Annotated in this window: 17 protein-coding genes; 4 read left to right on the top strand and 13 right to left on the bottom strand. The window is 69.4% G+C overall.

Going from position 1 to position 16,849, the window contains the following annotated elements:
- Window positions 1-122 precede the first annotated feature (122 nt).
- The 4 genes from ACIQ9E_RS06525 to ACIQ9E_RS06510 all read right to left on the bottom strand — a co-directional run bounded on the left by ACIQ9E_RS06525 (window position 123) and on the right by ACIQ9E_RS06510 (window position 2,217).
- A complete protein-coding gene (locus ACIQ9E_RS06525) occupies window positions 123-314 on the bottom strand; it encodes a DUF1059 domain-containing protein (protein WP_403702809.1) in 192 nt (63 codons plus the stop codon).
- 173 nt (window positions 315-487) lie between these two features.
- On the bottom strand, window positions 488-739 hold the full coding sequence (locus ACIQ9E_RS06520) for a hypothetical protein (RefSeq protein ID WP_403702805.1): 252 nt from the start codon (window positions 737-739) through the stop codon (window positions 488-490).
- Window positions 736-1,158 (bottom strand): sigma factor-like helix-turn-helix DNA-binding protein, encoded by a 423-nt coding sequence (locus ACIQ9E_RS06515; RefSeq protein ID WP_403702802.1) that lies wholly within the window; start codon window positions 1,156-1,158, stop codon window positions 736-738. Before ACIQ9E_RS06515 ends, ACIQ9E_RS06520 begins: the two co-directional genes overlap by 4 nt.
- Window positions 1,159-1,713: 555 nt before the next feature.
- Window positions 1,714-2,217, bottom strand: coding sequence for a MarR family transcriptional regulator (locus ACIQ9E_RS06510; RefSeq protein ID WP_366258995.1), 504 nt, complete (start codon window positions 2,215-2,217; stop codon window positions 1,714-1,716).
- 169 nt (window positions 2,218-2,386) lie between these two features.
- On the opposite strand from ACIQ9E_RS06510, the gene ilvA reads away from it, so the two are divergent.
- A complete protein-coding gene (gene ilvA / locus ACIQ9E_RS06505; RefSeq protein WP_403702798.1) occupies window positions 2,387-3,625 on the top strand; it encodes a threonine ammonia-lyase in 1,239 nt (412 codons plus the stop codon).
- Here ilvA and ACIQ9E_RS06500 read toward each other — a convergent pair.
- Window positions 3,609-4,208: a hypothetical protein gene (locus ACIQ9E_RS06500; RefSeq protein ID WP_403702795.1), complete on the bottom strand. Its 600-nt coding sequence runs from the start codon at window positions 4,206-4,208 to the stop codon at window positions 3,609-3,611. The two genes, ilvA and ACIQ9E_RS06500, sit on opposite strands and share 17 nt — an antisense overlap.
- Window positions 4,209-4,374: 166 nt before the next feature.
- Here ACIQ9E_RS06500 and ACIQ9E_RS06495 point away from each other — a divergent pair, with 166 nt between their 5' ends.
- Window positions 4,375-5,124, top strand: coding sequence for a GntR family transcriptional regulator (locus ACIQ9E_RS06495; RefSeq protein WP_403702792.1), 750 nt, complete (start codon window positions 4,375-4,377; stop codon window positions 5,122-5,124).
- 111 nt (window positions 5,125-5,235) lie between these two features.
- On the opposite strand, the gene greA is transcribed toward ACIQ9E_RS06495, so the two are convergent.
- Both greA and ACIQ9E_RS06485 read right to left on the bottom strand, forming a co-directional pair.
- Complete coding sequence (greA, locus tag ACIQ9E_RS06490; protein WP_403702789.1) at window positions 5,236-5,733, bottom strand: transcription elongation factor GreA; 498 nt, start codon at window positions 5,731-5,733, stop codon at window positions 5,236-5,238.
- Window positions 5,734-5,979: 246 nt separating this feature from the next.
- Window positions 5,980-6,384, bottom strand: coding sequence for a DUF4307 domain-containing protein (locus ACIQ9E_RS06485; RefSeq protein WP_403702786.1), 405 nt, complete (start codon window positions 6,382-6,384; stop codon window positions 5,980-5,982).
- A gap of 107 nt (window positions 6,385-6,491) precedes the next feature.
- Here ACIQ9E_RS06485 and mca point away from each other — a divergent pair, with 107 nt between their 5' ends.
- Together mca and ACIQ9E_RS06475 are read left to right on the top strand one after the other, a co-directional pair.
- Window positions 6,492-7,373, top strand: a complete 882-nt coding sequence (gene mca / locus ACIQ9E_RS06480; protein WP_403702783.1) for a mycothiol conjugate amidase Mca — start codon at window positions 6,492-6,494, stop codon at window positions 7,371-7,373.
- Window positions 7,366-7,626, top strand: a complete 261-nt coding sequence (locus ACIQ9E_RS06475) for a hypothetical protein (protein ID WP_403702780.1) — start codon at window positions 7,366-7,368, stop codon at window positions 7,624-7,626. The genes mca and ACIQ9E_RS06475 overlap by 8 nt, the downstream gene beginning before the upstream one ends.
- A gap of 359 nt (window positions 7,627-7,985) precedes the next feature.
- Here the strand turns inward: ACIQ9E_RS06475 and ACIQ9E_RS06470 are convergent, their stop codons facing one another.
- The 6 genes from ACIQ9E_RS06470 to ACIQ9E_RS06445 all read right to left on the bottom strand — a co-directional run bounded on the left by ACIQ9E_RS06470 (window position 7,986) and on the right by ACIQ9E_RS06445 (window position 16,820).
- Window positions 7,986-11,189 carry a tetratricopeptide repeat protein gene (locus ACIQ9E_RS06470; RefSeq protein WP_403702777.1) on the bottom strand — a complete coding sequence of 1,068 codons (3,204 nt, stop codon included), beginning with the start codon at window positions 11,187-11,189 and terminating at the stop codon, window positions 7,986-7,988.
- 459 nt (window positions 11,190-11,648) lie between these two features.
- Window positions 11,649-11,801, bottom strand: a complete 153-nt coding sequence (locus tag ACIQ9E_RS06465; RefSeq protein WP_403702774.1) for a hypothetical protein — start codon at window positions 11,799-11,801, stop codon at window positions 11,649-11,651.
- A gap of 215 nt (window positions 11,802-12,016) precedes the next feature.
- Complete coding sequence (locus tag ACIQ9E_RS06460) at window positions 12,017-12,907, bottom strand: hypothetical protein (protein ID WP_403702772.1); 891 nt, start codon at window positions 12,905-12,907, stop codon at window positions 12,017-12,019.
- Window positions 12,908-13,825: 918 nt separating this feature from the next.
- On the bottom strand, window positions 13,826-14,575 hold the full coding sequence (locus ACIQ9E_RS06455; protein WP_403702769.1) for a type I-E CRISPR-associated protein Cas6/Cse3/CasE: 750 nt from the start codon (window positions 14,573-14,575) through the stop codon (window positions 13,826-13,828).
- Window positions 14,572-15,471, bottom strand: a complete 900-nt coding sequence (gene cas5e / locus ACIQ9E_RS06450) for a type I-E CRISPR-associated protein Cas5/CasD (RefSeq protein ID WP_403702767.1) — start codon at window positions 15,469-15,471, stop codon at window positions 14,572-14,574. The genes ACIQ9E_RS06455 and cas5e overlap by 4 nt, the downstream gene beginning before the upstream one ends.
- Complete coding sequence (locus tag ACIQ9E_RS06445) at window positions 15,468-16,820, bottom strand: type I-E CRISPR-associated protein Cas7/Cse4/CasC (protein WP_403702764.1); 1,353 nt, start codon at window positions 16,818-16,820, stop codon at window positions 15,468-15,470. Before ACIQ9E_RS06445 ends, cas5e begins: the two co-directional genes overlap by 4 nt.
- Window positions 16,821-16,849: the final 29 nt, after the last annotated feature.

Here is a 16,849-nt window from a genome sequence, read left to right as displayed (position 1 = left end):
GTGAGCCGGCGCCGGAGGGGGCTCGCCCCGGGCGCCGGCTCACCGGACACTCGCACAGCCCCGGAACGGGGCAGAGCAGAGTGGGGCCAGCCGCAACGACAGCCGAGCCGACGGGGGAATCTCTAGGCGGGGACCTTCTCGTCCTCCAGCAGGCCGCGGATGTCCTTCCGCAGCTCGGGGGATTCGGTGTGCCCGTGCACGGAGACCGCATGTGCGGTAGCAGCCCGTACGACCTCGTCCTCTTCGCCGGAGATGGTCAGGGTGCAGCCCGATTCGCTCGGGTACTTGCGGCAGTCGGCGACTTTCCTGGTCATGACGGCCTCCTCGGATGTCCGTACTCCGCTCCCTCCAGAATAGGCAGTGCGGAAAGGGGCGAAGGGAATATCTTTCCCAAGGCCCGTCGCGCCACCGGACCCCTCCGCGCCACTGGCCTCCGCCGCGCCACCGGGCTCCCCGACGCTCGACGCCGGTCGGGGCCCGGTCCGGGTCAGATGCCCTCCACCGGCGGACTCTTCTCCCTCGGCGGGCCGCTCCACGGTTCGGCCACCGCCGCCCAGAGCAGCAGCCCGGTGATCAGGGCGAAGAGGAGCAGCCAGACCGCGGCTCGGGCCGTGCGCCGTCGCCGGGCGATGCGCGCGCCCAGCTCCATCGCCCGCCGCGCCAGATCGGGCGGCAGTGCGGCCGGGGCGGCGCTCAGCATGCGCCGGACGTCGTCCTGCTTACGGGTCCGCCCGCTCATCGGGCCCCCGGGGTGTGCACGGCCGCGACCGCGCGCCGGCAGATCGTCCGGATCCGCTCGGCGGAGAGCCCGAGCAGGGCAGCGGTCTGCTCCTCCGGCACCCCCTCGTACAGCCGCAGCACCAGGACGAGCCGCTCGCGCGGGCGCAGCACCCCCAGTAGCCCGCCGCGGGGCGGCTGGAAGCGCCAGGCACCCACGGCGAACCGGGCGGCCAGCTCCCGGCGGGCGTGGTCGTAGGGGTCCTCGTCGCGCAGTTGGTCCCAGACGGCGTAGGTCCGGGCCAGCGCCGAGACCAGCAGATCCCGGGCGCGTGGATTGCGGTCCGCCGTCTCGGCCGTCAGCAGGGTGGCGGCATGCAGCAGCCGGCCGCCCGCGCCCGCGACGAAGGATTCGAACCCCCGGGCCCGGCTGCTGCTCATGGACGGCTGCTCCGGCTCACCTCCTCATCTAGGAGCAGAGGTCCGGCCGGGGTCAATACGTCGGCGGCCATTCCCCGCGCCCCGGTGCTCCCGGGACGGTCGCGCGGACCGCGAACCGCTCGCCGAGCACGGGAAGGCATCGGAAGCCCAGAAGGAAGCCCAGAAGGAAGTGCAGGAGGAAGTGCAGGAGGAAGACGGCCGGAAGACGGCGGCGAGACGACAGAAAGACGGCGGGCAAGCAGCGGTCAGGCAGCGGGAAATCGGCGGGAAATGGCGGAGAAAGGGCCGGAAAGGATCGCGACGAGCGGTGCGGAACCGTGCCGCGGGGCGTGCGGCCGGGCCGGACGACCGGCGGACCCAGGTGGTCGGCGTACCAGGGTCGGATCGCCGGTGCGCGGGCTCGGCCGCGAAACCGCTGCGGACGGTGCGCGCCGGATGCGCGGGACGCGCCGTACCGGGATCGGAGACGTACGCAGAGGTGAGGGCGCGTACGGCCGGTGTCGGTGAACGGGCGGATTCTCGGAGTTCAGCGAAGGGGCATGGAGAAAGGGCAGGTCAGCCCGTGGCCGGGGGCGGTACCTCCGTCCCCGTCTGCCGGGCGGACAGCGCCCGGTTGAAACGCGTCAGCAATGAGGTGAAGGACTCCCTCTCGGAGTCCGACCAGCCGTCCGTCACCTGGGCCATCAGCGCCCGCCTCGACGAGCGGACCTCCTCCAGGCGGGCCTGCCCGCGCGGGGAGAGCTGAAGGACGACGGCACGGCCGTCCTCGGGGTGGGAGGTCCGCTTGACCAGGCCGGTGTCCACGAGGGGCGCGACCTGGCGGGTGACCGTCGACGAATCGATGCCCATACCGGCCGCGAGCGCCTTCACGCCCATCGGACCCTCCAGGTCCAGCCGGTTGAGCAGCAGATAGGCAGCACGGTCCATCGAGTTGCGGACCTGTCCGACTCCTCCGAGCCGGGTCTGCTCCGCACGCCGTGCGAAGAGGGCCACTTGGTGTTGGAGGGCATCGAGGAGACCGGGTTCTAGACGGGTCGTCATGTCCTGAGAAGTGGGCATGGCAAAGGGCTCTCTCGTGCGGGAGCGGTCGATTGGTGGGGGACAGAGTACGCGGCCCCGGGGCGGTCCGTACGGGGCCTGAGAAAACCGGCGGAGAAGCGGTACGCGCGCATTCGGCGGGGGCGCAGCCGGGCGGTGCGCGCCCCCGTCAGCTGCGAGACTGGGAGTCATGAGCTTCCGTCCGCGTCACACCTTTCACCCGGTCATCCTCGACGACGTCCGGGGGGCGCAGAAGATGCTGTCCGGGGTGGCCAGGGCGACCGCGGTGGAGGGCAGCCGTCATCTGACCCGGCTGGTGGGCGCCCCGGTCCACTTCAAATGCGAGAACCTCCAGCGCACGGGCTCGTTCAAACTCCGCGGCGCGTATGTCCGGATCTCCGGGCTCCGCCCCGAGGAGCGGGCGGCGGGCGTGGTCGCCGCTTCGGCGGGGAACCACGCGCAGGGCGTGGCGCTGGCGTCGTCGCTGCTCGGGGTCCGCTCGACCGTGTTCATGCCGCAGGGCGCGCCGCTGCCGAAGGTGGCCGCCACCCGCGAGTACGGGGCGGATGTCCGGCTGCACGGCCAGATGATCGAAGAGACGCTGGAGGCGGCGCAGGAGTACGCCCGTACGACGGGCGCGGTTTTCATCCACCCCTTCGACCACCCGGACGTGATCGCCGGACAGGGCACGGTGGGGCTGGAGATCCTGGAGCAGTGCCCGGAGGTGCGGACGATCGTCGTCGGCATCGGCGGCGGTGGTCTGGCGGCCGGGGTCGCCGTGGCGGTGAAGGCGGTCCGGCCGGATGTCCGGATCGTGGGGGTGCAGGCGGAGGGCGCCGCGGCCTATCCCCCCTCCTTGGCGGCGGGCCGCCCGGTGGCGGTGCGGACCCCGGTGACGATGGCCGACGGGATCAAGGTGGGGCGCCCCGGTGACCTGCCGTTCCGGATCATCGAGGAACTCGTCGACGAGGTCCGTACGGTCTCCGAGGACGAACTGTCGTCCGCGCTGCTGCTCTGCCTGGAGCGGGCGAAGCTGGTGGTGGAACCGGCGGGCGCGAGCCCGGTGGCGGCCCTGCTGAGCGACCCGGCCGCCTTCTCGGCGGGCCCCGTGGTCGCGGTTCTCTCCGGCGGCAATGTGGACCCGCTGCTGCTTCAGCGCATCCTCCGCCACGGAATGGCCGCCGGCGGCCGCTATCTCTCCCTCCGCCTCCGCCTCACGGACCGCCCGGGCGCCCTGGCGACCCTGCTGGGCACCCTTTCGCTCCTGGACGCCAACGTCCTCGACGTCAGCCACGTCCGCACGGACCCCCGTCTGGGCCTGACGGAGGTGGAGGTCGAACTCCAGCTGGAGACGAAGGGCCCGGACCACTGCGACGAGGTCGCCGAGACCCTCCGTAACGAGGGCTACGCGGTCACGGTGATGGGCTGACCTCGGTAGCCCTTTCCAGCCGCACGATGAGCTGGGCCGCACGCATCCATTTGATGCGAGGGTCTCCGTAGGCGAGCCCGCCGCCGGTGTCCGGGAGTGGATGGGGCAGTCCGGGCCGATGGAGCACCCCGTGTACCCCGAAGGGCACGCAGGACCGGGCCCGGACCAGGGCATGCTGCCGCCGTAGTGAGGGGCAGGCGCGCACGGCCAGTGCGGCGCAGGGCGCGCATACGGGCGGATGGGTGGTGGTGAGGTCTTCGTCGCTGGTGCCGCTGAGCAGCCAGAGAATCCCCTGCTCGTTGCGGTCGGCGGGGTGCCCGCACACCTGGCACAGCAACCGTCGCATGGCCCGTCGCTGCCGCATGGGATGCACCCGCCCGAACTGGGGCTTCCCCCGCCCCGGGCTGGAGGGTTCCCGGATCCACAGCACCCCGTCGCGATCCCGGTCGTACGGCGTCTCGTCGGCGTAGCCGATGCCCGCATCCTTGGTGATCACTAAAGGCCGGGCCATGGTCTCGGAGCTCCAGGCGGTGATGTAGGGGACGAGGGGGCCATGGTGGTCCAAGGGGCTCGTGTTCGGCACGGAGAAATCCCTCCCTGTGATATCTCTAGAGATGTATCTAGCGAACGCCAAGAACTCTAGAGATGTCAACGCCTCGTTCGGGTGGAACGCCCGGCCCCAGGGGACGGATGTGGTGCCCGTACGTGCCGCTTAGGATCTCCGGACGGGCTACGAGGAGAGTGCGCACATGGCCAGCGGTCGCCGACCCAAGTACCAGCTCATCGCCGACGCATTGCGGGAGGCGATCCACACAGGCAGGTACGGGCCGGGAGACCGTTTGCCGGGCGAGAACGACCTGATGGCGGAGCATCGCGTGGCACGCATGACGGCACGGCAGGCTCTCGGTGTGCTGCAAGCCGAGGGTCTCACCGAGACCCGCAAGGGCGCGGGAGTCTTCGTACGGGCGTTCCGGCCGGTACGCCGACAGGGAATCGGCCGTGTCGCACGAGCGGAATGGGGGTCGGGGCGCTCCGTCTGGGACGGTGATATCGAGGACCGTCAACTCACTGTCGACGAGATCGTCGTACGCGAAGAGCCCGCACCCGAGCGCATCGCCGCCGTGCTCGGGCTCGATGCCGGGGAGCCCGTGTGCGTACGGTCTCGGCGCTACGTACTCGACGGCAAGCCCGTCCTGCTCGCCACCTCGTATCTGCCCGCTGCGCTCGTCGCGGGTTCACCGGTCACCTGGCCCGACCCCGGGCCCGGCGGGATCTACGCACGGCTCGCCGATCTCGGGCACGCGCCTGCGCGGTTCCGCGAAGAGGTCCGGGCGAGGATGCCGTCACAGGAGGAGGCCGGGCGGCTCGGGCTCGGCAGCGGCGTGCCCGTCGTGCTGGTCTGCCGGACCGCATACACCGCACAGGCGCGGGCGGTCGAGGTCAATGAGATGGTGCTCGACTCCGCCGCGTACATCCTGGAGTACGGCTTCGAGGCCTGAGCCCTCCCCGGGCCGACTCTCGACGATCACCCGCACAGTTCCCCGCGCAGGGAACGCCGATGCCCCCGGGGCGGACCCCTCGGGGGCATCGGGCGCGGGCAAGCCGCGGGCTCAGCCGGTGTAGGGCTTGGCGTTGAGGATCTTGACCGAGGCGATGCTGCCGTTCGGGAGTTCGTACTCCGCGGTGTCGCCGACCTTCTTGCCGTTGACCCCGGTGCCGAGCGGCGACTGCGGGGAGTAGGTCTCGATATCCGAGCTGGCGTACTCGCGGGAGGCCATCAGGAACGTCAGGGTGTCGTCCTCGTCGCCGTCGAAGGCGATCGTCACGACCATGCCGGGCTCCACGATGCCGTCGTCCGCCGGCGCCTCGCCGACCTTCGCGGTCTCCAGGAGCTGGGTGAGCTGCCGAACCCGCAGCTCCTGCTTGCCCTGCTCCTCCTTGGCCGCGTGGTACCCGCCGTTCTCCCGCAGGTCGCCCTCCTCGCGAGCCGCCTCGATCTTCTTGGCGATCTCGGTGCGCGCGGGACCAGACAGGTATTCCAGCTCGGCCTTGAGCTGGTTGTACGCCTCCTGGGTCAGCCAGGTGACGTTCTCGCTGGTCTGGGTCACAGGTGCTCCTCGTCGGTACATGGGATACAAAGCTTCGCCCTACCCAGAAGCATGTGCCTCTACGGGAGGGCGAAACCACGACCCTAACAATTTCGTGCCGAAAGGGGGAGAACAAAAGGCATCAGAATCACATCAACGCAGGTCAGGTAATGATCCGTGGCCGAACGACCCGATCGGGTTTTCCGATCGGCGCCACTGGACCACACCACCGGACCACTCTGCGCCGGCCCCCTCGCCGCTGTTACCTCAGCCGCCGTTGCACTGGACCAGCTCGGCCGTCGTGCCCTTCGCCAGGGTGCGGATCTTGACCACCTGGTCGATCCGGCGCTCACCGCGCGCCTCCACCGGGACGTCCAGCCGTCCGACCTCGGCACCGTCCGCGGCGCGCGAACGCACGGTGCACGTGCCCGTGGCGTCGGCGTCCTTGCGGATCTCCAGATGGACCTGGACCTCCGAGTCCGAGGTCACATCGAACTTGATGAGTTCGGCACTGATCTTCTGCTCGGCGATGTAGTCGTAGCCGAACCAGCCGACCATGCCGACGAAGCCCACGCCCAGCACGGCGCCGAGGATCTTGAGCTTGCGGTCGGAGCGCCGGTCCGCCGAGCGCCCGTAGCGGGCCTCGGGAAGCTGCTCGCGCACGCCGCTCATGGTGATTCCTTCCGCACGGTCCGTCGTCGGGCGGACCGGAATTTTCCACCGCCCGATTCGGTCACTATAGAAGCCGTGCCGACCGACCAATGACTGAGGATCCCGTCTTGACTGAGCAGCTTCGACTGATGGCCGTGCACGCCCACCCCGACGACGAGTCGAGCAAGGGCGCGGCGACGATGGCCAAGTATGTGTCCGAGGGGGTGGACGTGCTGGTGGTGACCTGCACGGGCGGCGAGCGCGGCTCCATCCTCAACCCCAAGCTCCAGGGTGACGCCTATATCGAGGCCAATATCCACGAGGTCCGCCGCCGGGAGATGGACGAGGCGCGGGAGATCCTCGGCGTCCGGCAGGAGTGGCTGGGTTTCGTCGACTCGGGGCTGCCCGAGGGTGATCCGCTGCCGCCGCTGCCCGAGGGCTGCTTCGCGCTGGAGGATGTGGAGAAGGCGGCCGGGCGGCTGGTGCGCTCCATCCGTTCCTTCCGCCCCCAGGTGATCACCACCTACGACGAGAACGGCGGCTATCCGCACCCCGACCACATCATGACCCACAAGATCACGATGGTCGCGTTCGAGGGCGCCGCCGATGCGGAACGCTTCCCGGAGGACGAGTTCGGCCCGGTCTTCCAGGCGCAGAAGCTCTACTACAACCAGGGCTTCAACCGTCCGCGTACGGTCGCGCTGCACGAGGCGCTGCTGGCCCGCGGCCTGGAGTCGCCGTACGGGGAGTGGCTGGAACGCTGGAAGGAGTTCGAGCGGGTCGAGCGCACCCTGACCACGCATGTTCCGTGCGCCGACTTCTTCGAGATCCGCGACAAGGCGCTGATCGCGCACGCCACCCAGATCGACCCCGACGGCGGCTGGTTCCGCGTTCCGCTCGACCTCCAGAAGGAGGTCTGGCCGACCGAGGAGTACGAGCTGGCGAAGTCCCTCGTCGCTACTTCCCTCCCCGAGGACGACCTCTTCGCGGGCATCCGCGACAATGCCTGATATGACCCCTAGCGCAAATCTGGCAATGATGCACGCGGCCGAGTTCGCCAAGGAGCTGGACAAGAACAAGGTCACCCCCGGTGTGCTCGGCTTCCTGGTCTTCGCGGGACTCGCCGTCGGCGTGTGGTTCCTGATGAAGTCCATGACACGGCATATGAACCGGGTGAACTTCGAGAACCCCGGGACGGCGGCGGACGCTCCGGCCGGGGAGAGCCCGGAGACCGGACCGAGTACCTCCGCGAAGACCGCGTAGCGGCGCTTTCCAGAGGCGTGCGCGAGCCGCCCGTACCCCCGCCGGGGGCGCGGGCGGCTGCACCAGCGGGGGACGGGTCCCCCGCTGGTGCTGTGACCGGAAAGGTCTGCCGGGGGGCCCGCGGCTCCCCCAGCCCAGCGGCCGAGTGGGCCCCCGAATGCGCTGTGTCGCAAGGCGGTGGGGGCACGCCCCCTGGCTGCGCCGGGGGTCCCCCGCGCCCCAAGAGCCGCGGGGGAGTACTCGGGCGATTCCGGCCACGCAGCCCGGGGTACCCCTGGGCTACCCCCACCCGGGCCGCCGGGCCCAGGGGGAGTGCCGCAGCCGTCGTCGAGGGCCCGGCAAGAACCCCCGGACAGGGCCTACGGCACCGGGACGCCCATCACCTCCCGCGCATGCCGGTTCGGATACAGGCCCAGCTGCCAGGCCTGCCAGCCGTCCTCCAGCCGTACGCCGCGCTCCAGCATCACCGTCAGCGCCCCGGCGCAGTCCTCCAGCTTGCCGTCGCGCGCCGGATGGTGGGCGGCGGTCATCCGGGCCAGCTCCTCCTGAGCGACGACGGTGCCCACCTCCGTACCGCCGGGTGAGGCGTACGGCAGCAGGGTGCAGCGCAGCAGCTTCGCCCAGTCGGCGCCGCGTTCGTCGCCGTACGAGCCGAACAGTTCGACCGCCTCGTCGCAGAGCGCCAGCGCCTGGGCCTCCCGGCTGTTGCCCGCGTCGATCAGCGCCAGCTCCAGACAGGTCCACGCCTCGCCGTGGGCCACCCCGATCCGCCGGAAGTCGGCCCGCGCGTCCACCAGCAGCTGACGGGCAAAGCCCGAATTGCGCAGATTGCCGGTCCGGGCGGCCCGCATGTCCCGGGTCACCCGCCCCGAATGGTGCCGGGCGCACGCCAGCCCGTACACGTCCCGCATCCGCGAGAACATCGTCCGCGCCCGCTCCAGCTCCCGGATCGCCCGGTCCCGGTCGCCGCTCTCCTCCAGCGCCTGCCCCAGGTAGTAGAGGGTCCACGCCTCACCACGCGCGTCCTCGTTCTCCCGGTGCCGCGACAGCGCCCGCTCCAGCTCGTCCACGGCCGCCGCGGGATCGCCGTCCACCAGCTTCGCCCGGGCCAGCTGGGTCAGCGCCCAGGCCTCGCCGCGGCCGTCCCGGGTCCGCCCGTACTGGCCGAGCGCCGTCTCCAGCTCCGCCACCGCCCGCGGCACATCGCCCATCCGCAGACAGACCTGGCCGAGCTGGAAGTGGGTCCACGCCTCCCCGTGCAGCGACTCGCCCTCCCGGTGCAGCGTCAGCGCCGTGTCCAGCAGGGTCACCGCCTCCGCCAGATACGCCTGGTCGCGGCGGACCGCGGCCAGCGCGTGCAGTGTCCAGGCCCGGTCCTCCGCCTGCTCCTCGGACGACTGCATCGCGATCGCCTCGTTCAGTTTGGCCGCGGCCTCGGTGAGATTGCCCTGGTGGTGCAGGGTGATACCGAGGGAGCAGAGCGCCAGCGCCGCGCCCGCCTCGTTCCGGGCGTCCCGGTAGAGGCCGACCACCGAGGACAGGGTCGTCCGCGCCTTGTCCAGCTCGCCGAGCTGCCGGGCCGCGATACCGGTCCGCAACTGCACCGCCCGGTCCAGCAGCCCCTTGTCCACCGCCTGCGTCAGCTCCGATATCTCCCCGAGCCGGTAGAGGTCGCCGCGGAGCAGGCAGTAGTCCGCCAGCGCGCCCAGCAGATGGAGTACGGACTGCTGGTCGACGCCCTCCGCGTACCGCAGGGCCGAGGTGATGAAGCTGGACTCGTCGTCCAGCCAGCGCAGCGCCGCGTCCAGCGACGGGAACCCGTGCGCGTCGAACTTCCCGGCCCGGGTGGACAGCTTTCCGTCGACCATCCGGATCACGGCCCCGGCCAGATCCGCGTAGTTCCGGATCAGCCGCTCCTGCGCCGCGGCCCGCTCCGCCGGATCCTCCTCGTCCAGCAGCCGCGCCAGGGCGAAGGCCCGTACCGCGTCGTGCAGCTTGTAGCGGGACGAGCGCACCCGGTCGATCAGCCCGGCGGCCGCCAGCTCCTTCAGCAGCGCCAGCGACTCCGCCTCGTCGGTCGCCAGCAGCGCCGCCGCGGCCGCGCCGCCCAGCGACGAGCGGCCCGCCAGCGCCAGCCGCCGCAGCAGGCGGCGGGCCGGTTCGGGCTGGTCCGCGTAGCGCAGCCGGAGCGCCCGCTCGACCGGATCGGCCGGACCGGCGGCGGCCAGATCCTCCGCGAGCCGGCCCGCGGTCCGCGCCCCCAGCGACGAGCCCGCGACCCGCAGCGCCAGCGGCAGCCCGCCGCACAGCTCGCGGATCCGGTCCGCGCCCTGCGCGTCGTACGGACCCGTACCGTCCGCCGCCGCGACCCCGGCCAGCAACTCCTCCGCCCCCGCCGCGTCCAGCGCCTCCACCGGAAGCTGGTGCACCCACGCCGGTACGTCCGCGGGCAGGTCGAGCCGCTCGCGCGCGGTGACCAGCACCAGACTGTCCGAACGCTCGGGCACCAGGGTCCGCACCTGCTCCGGATCGCGTGCGTCGTCCAGGACCACCGTCACCGGAAGCCCCGTCAGATGCTGGTGGTACAGCTCGGCCAGCCGCCGCACCTGCTGCTCCGCCGACGACCGCTCCCGGAACAGCAGCTGCTCCCGGGGCGCGCCCAGCCGGTTCAGCAGATGCAGCAGCGCGTCCCGGGTGCTCAGCGGGCGCCCGCTCTCACCGCGCAGATCCACCACGCAGGCCCCGCGGAACTGGTCTTTGAGCTGGTGGGCGGCGCGCACCGCGAGGGCGGTGCGCCCGGCGCCCGGGCGCCCGTACAGCACCACGATCGTGGGTCTGGTCTCCGTGGCCGCCCTGGCCGTACGCACCCACTGCGCGATCTGCCCGAGGGCCTCACGGCGCCCCGCGAACGGGCCCTCCGGCAGCGGCAGATGCCCGAACGACTGCTCCAGCACCGACCGGCGGCGCGCGGCGGCGCTGCGGTCGGCCCCGCGCAGCCGGTCCACGGCGGCGGCGGGCGGGTTCGCGGGCCGGGTCCGGGAGGCCGTCAGCATCCGCTGCTGCTCCAGATACGGGCGGATGCCCCGTACCTCCAGCGCCGTCAGCCACTGGAGCCGCAACTGCTCGGGCCCGCCCGGCTGTCCCAGCCGGCCCGCGGTGCGATGGGCGGCGGGCCAGTGCGAAGCCGTCACCTTCAGCACGGTCGCCGCCGCGCCCGCCACCGCGACCACCGCCCCGGCGCCCAGCGCCGTACCCGATGAGGTGCCCAGGGCCAGATCGGCCCCCGTGGCGGCGACCGCGGCAACGGCCGTCACCAGCGCCGGAGTCGACAGATTCCGCCAGGCGAGCCGGGCCGACAGCGGCTGCCGGGCCGCCTCCGCCGCGCTCAGCGCCTGCTCGTACGCCGCGTACTCCTCGCCCGCTGCCGCGGCCATCCCGTCGAGGGCCGCCCGGCCGCGGGCCAGCAGCATCCGCCCGTCGCCCGTCCCGCCCGACCGGCGGCTCTCCTCCTCCACCGCGCGCGCCAGCAGCTTCTCGGCCTCGGCCCTATGACTTTCCCGCATGACGGCCCCCCTCCGTACCTTCGATCGTGTGACGCCCGGCCCCCGGCACCGGCCCCCGCCCATGCCAGGGCCGCGCCCGGGCGCCGTTGCCACCACGCGAGGAGACCGGGAATCCATGACAGGGACCCGAACCGAGGGCCGTGTCCTACGGATCCCGCCGGACACCGATCCGGCCCGATCCACAAGAAGCCCCCTTGGAGCTGCCCTACCCGCTCAGGCCCTGCCCACGCCTGCCGACAGCCGTCCGCCACAGTGCGCAGGGCCGGGCAGCTTGGGCGGGCGGTTCCCCTCCTGCTGTGGGTGACATGCGTCAGCACCCCTCCCTTCCGGACACGGCCAGCGGTAGACGGCCGCGTCGCGGCAGGTCTGCCGACCTGCCGCGACGACGCGTACAGGCAACGAGACCGGAGCATCCTCATTGAGCTGCAGAAGGACGTTTCGCCGGGTCACCTGACTGCACTACCCCTGGTGCTTGATGTAAGACAGTGCCGTGATGCCCGCGAGGAAGACGAAAGCGAGGGCGCCGCCACCAGCGGACAACGCCATGATGGTGGAGGCGTCGAGTGCGACAAAGACCACAGAGACGATCAGTCCGACGAGCATTGATCCCAAGGTGAGGATCATTACCTCGTAGACCCTGCCGCCCGGCACCGGAGCAGTGGGCAAGGACGGTCCTTCCGTTTCGGGGAGGCTCTCGGGCCGATTGTTTGGCAGGGGAGATAGCTGTGCCGGCGACGAGAGGCTCTGCCATGCCGACTAGTCAGAGCGGCGTGAACAGCGAGTTCTCTCCCGTCGCCGGTAGATCGGCAAGGTCAGAGTCAAACATGTTACTGTGTAAGGGAATTCAGCAGATCGCCAGGCAGTGCATGTACAGGCCTGGGCATTTTTTCGCCTCGCTGAAATCGGAGCTGCTTCACAGGCTTCTGGAGGACCCAGGCATTCCATGCCTTCAAGTAGAGGCCCAACTGGCCACGTGAATCACTCCTTCGGCGACCGCTGGTTCCCGTTCCGAGCGAGATAAGGGCATTTCGCAAGGCAAGCCGAGGGTCTCCCGGGGAGAGGTCCGCTCCAGTTGTTACGCCCTCAACCCAAGGTTCCTGATCGACGCCTGGTGATGCCTCTCGTGTGGTGTAGTAGCCAACTGCTGCAGCCGTTGGGATGATGAGGCGTTCTTTGCTCATGAGCCGTGCGATTCCGCATGCCTGCACCACGGCTTCTCGGTTCTCCTTCAGGAATTTCAGTACTTGCGAGTTGGTGAGGCGAGAGGAATGTCCCTTCCACTCGGTGTCAGGCATACTCTGGAACAGATAGATATGCCGGATGGCGGCTGCCAGCAAGGATGCGTCCTGTTCGCCCTGAATGCTGAGGATGGATGAAGCGGTACGAGAACGTCCCGTGTCCATCACGGAGAATGTTTCCGGCGGTACATTCTCGAAGACCAGGACAGGCACCGTCTGGCCGGAAATTCGAATGGCTTCAAGCCGATGCTGTCCATCCAGTAGGCGACTGTTGGACCAAGAGCCGGAGAAGGCGATTCCTTGATGGCTGACGAGCCACTCTCCCCTGTGAATGGCCTCGCGGAGATGGGTAACTCGCCCCTTATCGAGAGGGCGATTTCCATAATTTCGAGAGATCATCTCGGTAGCGATGCTCGGCGTGATGTCCATGATGCTCGACGAGAGCGGCGGTCCCTGAGTTGCGACCTGGCTGGTGTCCATGGCTTAAGGTTCGCCGAGATGTAGAAGAAGTATGACGCTTTGATCGTAATCATTTTTACGTAACCTTATTCTGGTCTCCAGTGGAGCGAAGTTGATCTATCTGTGATTATTTGTGATTGTCTTGGATCGTTTTGTCAGGTGGGCCGCTCCCAGATGTCGCACTGCTGGCCGGCGGGGTCGGTGCCCTGGCATCGCCTGCTGATGAGTGTCGCCCAGCGGCGAGCAAGCTGCTTGGACGGAGCGGCTATTACCGAGCCAAGCTACCGGGCTGGGCGGGCGGAAGGGGGCCGGTGGACGGCGGCTCCGAGGGGCCGGAGACCACGCGATCTTGATGTCAGGATCTGGCGTTATGTCCTGGCTCGATTGGAGCTTCGTGTAGCAAGTGGTCGGTCGACCTGTATGAACGGGCAAGATCCTCTCTGTCCGTCATATCCGCTGGCCCTTGGCTCGCTCAGGTTTGTGGAGTGCGCCGGGTCGCCCCTGGGGTCTACGTCGGCATAGCAGCATTTCGTGAGCGTTGATCGCCGTCGATGAAGAAGGGCCGGCACGCAAGTGCAGGTGACAACTGCTTCCACCGAGTTCGGCCCTGCCAACCGCATGCTCAATCCGCGTCCCCCGGCCGGGCACGAGTGCAAGGGCTGCGACGCCGACGCGACCTGGCCCGACCGTCAGCAGTAATCCGGCACCCCGTAACGTGGTGGTCCGGGAGCCCGGAGGCATTCACCGAGGCGTGGGAGCGTGGCGTGCCGTTACTGCTCTCGGGACGTAAGCGCGGCTGGAGGCGGGGTGACAGGCACACGGTGACCTTTCCCGGGTGCTGTGTCCGGACCACTCGTGTGTGGAGAGCCTGGCCACCGGCGCCAAATGCCGACGGCGGGATCCGCGCGTGCGTCCGCCTCCGGTCGGCCGTTGAGCGGTTCAGCGTACGAGTATCAGCCCGCAGCTGTACGCGCGCGCGTGGCCGATGCCCTGAGTGAGGGCCGCGACGAAATTCTTGGGGTCGGTGACCGTGAGGGTGCCCTTGATTTCCGCACGAGCGATGCGCAGGCCCTTATGCGGTGCCGGGCTCGAGATGGTCGGTAGCATGCGTACGGCGATTCGATCGGTATCGGCATCCGCTCCGATGCGGGTGACTCCATCCGGGGCGATCGCGGGTTCGCCGGTTGGCTGGAGCCGGCGTGTGAACCATCCCTTCACGTGTTCCGGGCGTGTGTGGGGGACGCGGGTGCCCCGGGTCCTCGGCGGAGAGCCGGGTGGAGGTGGAACGCTGCGGACGGGATTGACGACCGTGCGGAAGGCGACCCTGTCGCCAAAGCGGAAAGTGCGATCGACAGTAAGAGGTTCCGGCTTCTCGGCCAGGGCCGCGCGGGGAATACCGCTCCAGTCGGCGGGGAGTGACGACTGGACCACCAGGTTGAGCCGCGCCTGCCGGAGGTCGACGGTCCAGGTCGACAGGATGCCCATCTGAGCACGAGGGTCGGGGCTGCCGTCGTCCACCCAGCCGGGGAAGCCACTCATGACGGTTCGGTGCATGTCCTGCGCGTCGATAAGCGATTTGCCGACGAAAGGATGCCGGGCGTCCAGAGCCAGCAGAGTCTGCGCGGCAACGAATCTGGCGACCCGACCCGCGCTCGACGACAGGTCCGACGCGGTGGTGTTCGTGTTCACAGGATGATGTCCCATCCACGGGCGTGTGCGGCGATGGTGATGCGGTGTCGGGTCTCCCAGCGGAGGCTGTGGGTCCCTCCGTCCGCTCCGAATTGCACGGGCTGGTCGGACAGGGGGCCGGCGCCGGGGAGCGGCCGTCTGCTTTCGATCCAGGCCCATGGGCGTATGTGCTGCGCGCTTGCCGACAGCTCGGCTCCGGGACCGACGGCATCGGGAAGCAGGGAATGCGTCTCGAAAACCTCCTTGAGCGAGCCCGGAACGATACCGATGGCGAGATCGCCCGACGGTGGGCAGGCTTTGCGGCCGAGCCAGAGGAGTCTCTTCGGGTACTCCAGGGCGTGGGCCACACGTTCCAGGAGAGCCCTGTCCTGGTGTTCCAGACCGACGAGGAAGGCGGCGTCGGCGAGATACCAGCGCTCTGTGATCATGCTGTGGCGGCGAACTTCTGCAGAAACGAGCGCCCCTGACCTCAAGTCGGCGACGACGTACTTCGGTGAGCCGTACCAGGCATGCAGCTCGGCGCCTCCGAACGGCTCGGGCTCCAGGGCATCATCCGGCGGTGGCAACGGCAAGGGGTCCGTGGTTGCTTTGGCCGCACGCTGATGGTCGGTGATCAGGTCCCGCGGACGCAGCGGGTACTTTCCGCCACCGACCGTGTGATAGTCGCGGAACGGCGTGCCTGGCCGGTCGGCCCGTACTCCGAAGCGCATCTCGGCGAGTTCCCCGAGAGGCTCTTCCCGGGGTAGCCCGAGGGCTGCCGCGCACAGGCCGATCAACCCCGACTTCGTTGGACGGCTGTGTGTGTCGCGACGGGCGAATCTGCCGGCGATCCCCCAGGACTGCAGGGGGCCGGCCAATCGGACGAGGAGGACGTGCGAGTCGTTCGTGTCGCTCACAGCGTGAGGTCCTTGGCCCGCTTCACCACGGACGACGAATCAGGCAGTTCCAGCTCTCCCAGCAGCAGATCGATCTCAGGGTCGTAGGTGAGCAACCGCGTGGTGCGCAGATCGTCGCGACGGAGGCTGACGAACGCGTGATGGCGCAACAGCCTCCTCACGGCCGCGGGTCCCGCCGGTCCTTCCCCACCAGCCGACAAGGGCCCCTCGTCGACCGGCCTCTGAAAGGCGGACGCGTAGTTGTAGGGACGCTCCCCCTCGAAGGCGAGGACGAGCGCCGGCAGTGATCCGGTGGATGCAGTGGAGTTCTTCTTCGCTTCCGGAAATGCCTCCACGAAGGAGTTCACGAACTCCTTCTCGGCCTCGGACGCCACCTGTTCGGCCTCGGCCTCGTCCATTCCGGCTACCCTCAGATTGACCTGAAGCTGCTTACGATCAAGGACCGCGTGTCGGTAGAAGGTGCCGGAGATCAGGGACTGGTAACCGGTCATACCGGCACCCGCGTCGTCCGCGGCGTCGAGGAAATCAAGAGCATTGCGCTTGCGATCGAGCTTGGCATCATCGGCGGCTGCGTAGAAGTCTTCGATCTGTTCTGCTTCGTGCACGGTGAAGGCATGCCCTGTCTGGACGGCGCCGTCGACATTGGGCGAGTCGGGAATCTCGGCCAGGAACCGACCGTAGAGAGCGATGTCCACGGCGTCCCGAGGCGCGAGGGCCAGCAGAACGGCGTCGCGGGTGGCCTTGGGCAGCGGAGGCAGGGCGACGGGCTTGGCGGATTCCGCGGGGGCCTCTGCCGTATCCAGTGTTGTTGCGTCCTTGCTCCTTGCCCCGCGGCGTGTCTTCTTCGTCGCCTCGGCGCGAGTCTGAGCTTCGAGGTAGGCATCGCGCCACCCCTCGACCTCCGCCGCATGGTCGACGATGTGGCGCGCAATTCTCTCTCCGGCGTCGGACGGCGCGAAGATCAGTACCTTGGTCAGATTGGCCACGGTTTTCTTCTTCGGATCGCCGAATTTGAGACCGCTGGCTTCCATCACCGCACGGGCCGTAGCCAGAGCCCTGTCCTGGGCCCAGCCGTGGCCGGACTCGAGTTCCCGTCCGGCCAGAAGGGCCCACTCCCGGGTACGGACGCCCATGCTTCGTCCCCTGAGTTCCCCCAAGCCGGCGTTGGCCCGGTTGCGGGCGTGGACCCGCTCGGCGCGCCTGCGGGCCTGGCTCGTGATCATGTGGCGTTCCACACCGCCGAAGACCAGGGACTTGGGTTGGCCGTTCTCGTCGCGTACCGGAAGGACGGCAGCAAGGGTCTCGATGAGGTGCAAGGAGAGGAACTGGCTCCGAGGTGGCTCGGTCACGGGGTGGTGTCCTTTCGAGTCGTCGGCGG

Origin of the sequence: Streptomyces sp. NPDC094448 (genome assembly GCF_044763775.1) — a bacterium.
Lineage (GTDB): Bacteria > Actinomycetota > Actinomycetes > Streptomycetales > Streptomycetaceae > Streptomyces.
This window is presented reverse-complemented; position numbering and strand designations above follow the sequence as displayed.

What these genes read in the sequence shown, in the direction of transcription:
- ACIQ9E_RS06525 (WP_403702809.1), bottom strand. Translation starts at nt 314, where the DNA reads ATGACCAGGAAAGTCGCCGACTGCCGCAAGTACCCGAGCGAATCGGGC.
- ACIQ9E_RS06520 (WP_403702805.1), bottom strand. Translation starts at nt 739, where the DNA reads ATGAGCGGGCGGACCCGTAAGCAGGACGACGTCCGGCGCATGCTGAGC.
- ACIQ9E_RS06515 (WP_403702802.1), bottom strand. Translation starts at nt 1,158, where the DNA reads ATGAGCAGCAGCCGGGCCCGGGGGTTCGAATCCTTCGTCGCGGGCGCG.
- ACIQ9E_RS06510 (WP_366258995.1), bottom strand. Translation starts at nt 2,217, where the DNA reads ATGCCCACTTCTCAGGACATGACGACCCGTCTAGAACCCGGTCTCCTC.
- ilvA (WP_403702798.1), top strand. Translation starts at nt 2,387, where the DNA reads ATGAGCTTCCGTCCGCGTCACACCTTTCACCCGGTCATCCTCGACGAC.
- ACIQ9E_RS06495 (WP_403702792.1), top strand. Translation starts at nt 4,375, where the DNA reads ATGGCCAGCGGTCGCCGACCCAAGTACCAGCTCATCGCCGACGCATTG.
- ACIQ9E_RS06485 (WP_403702786.1), bottom strand. Translation starts at nt 6,384, where the DNA reads ATGAGCGGCGTGCGCGAGCAGCTTCCCGAGGCCCGCTACGGGCGCTCG.
- ACIQ9E_RS06475 (WP_403702780.1), top strand. Translation starts at nt 7,366, where the DNA reads ATGCCTGATATGACCCCTAGCGCAAATCTGGCAATGATGCACGCGGCC.
- ACIQ9E_RS06470 (WP_403702777.1), bottom strand. Translation starts at nt 11,189, where the DNA reads ATGCGGGAAAGTCATAGGGCCGAGGCCGAGAAGCTGCTGGCGCGCGCG.
- ACIQ9E_RS06460 (WP_403702772.1), bottom strand. Translation starts at nt 12,907, where the DNA reads ATGGACACCAGCCAGGTCGCAACTCAGGGACCGCCGCTCTCGTCGAGC.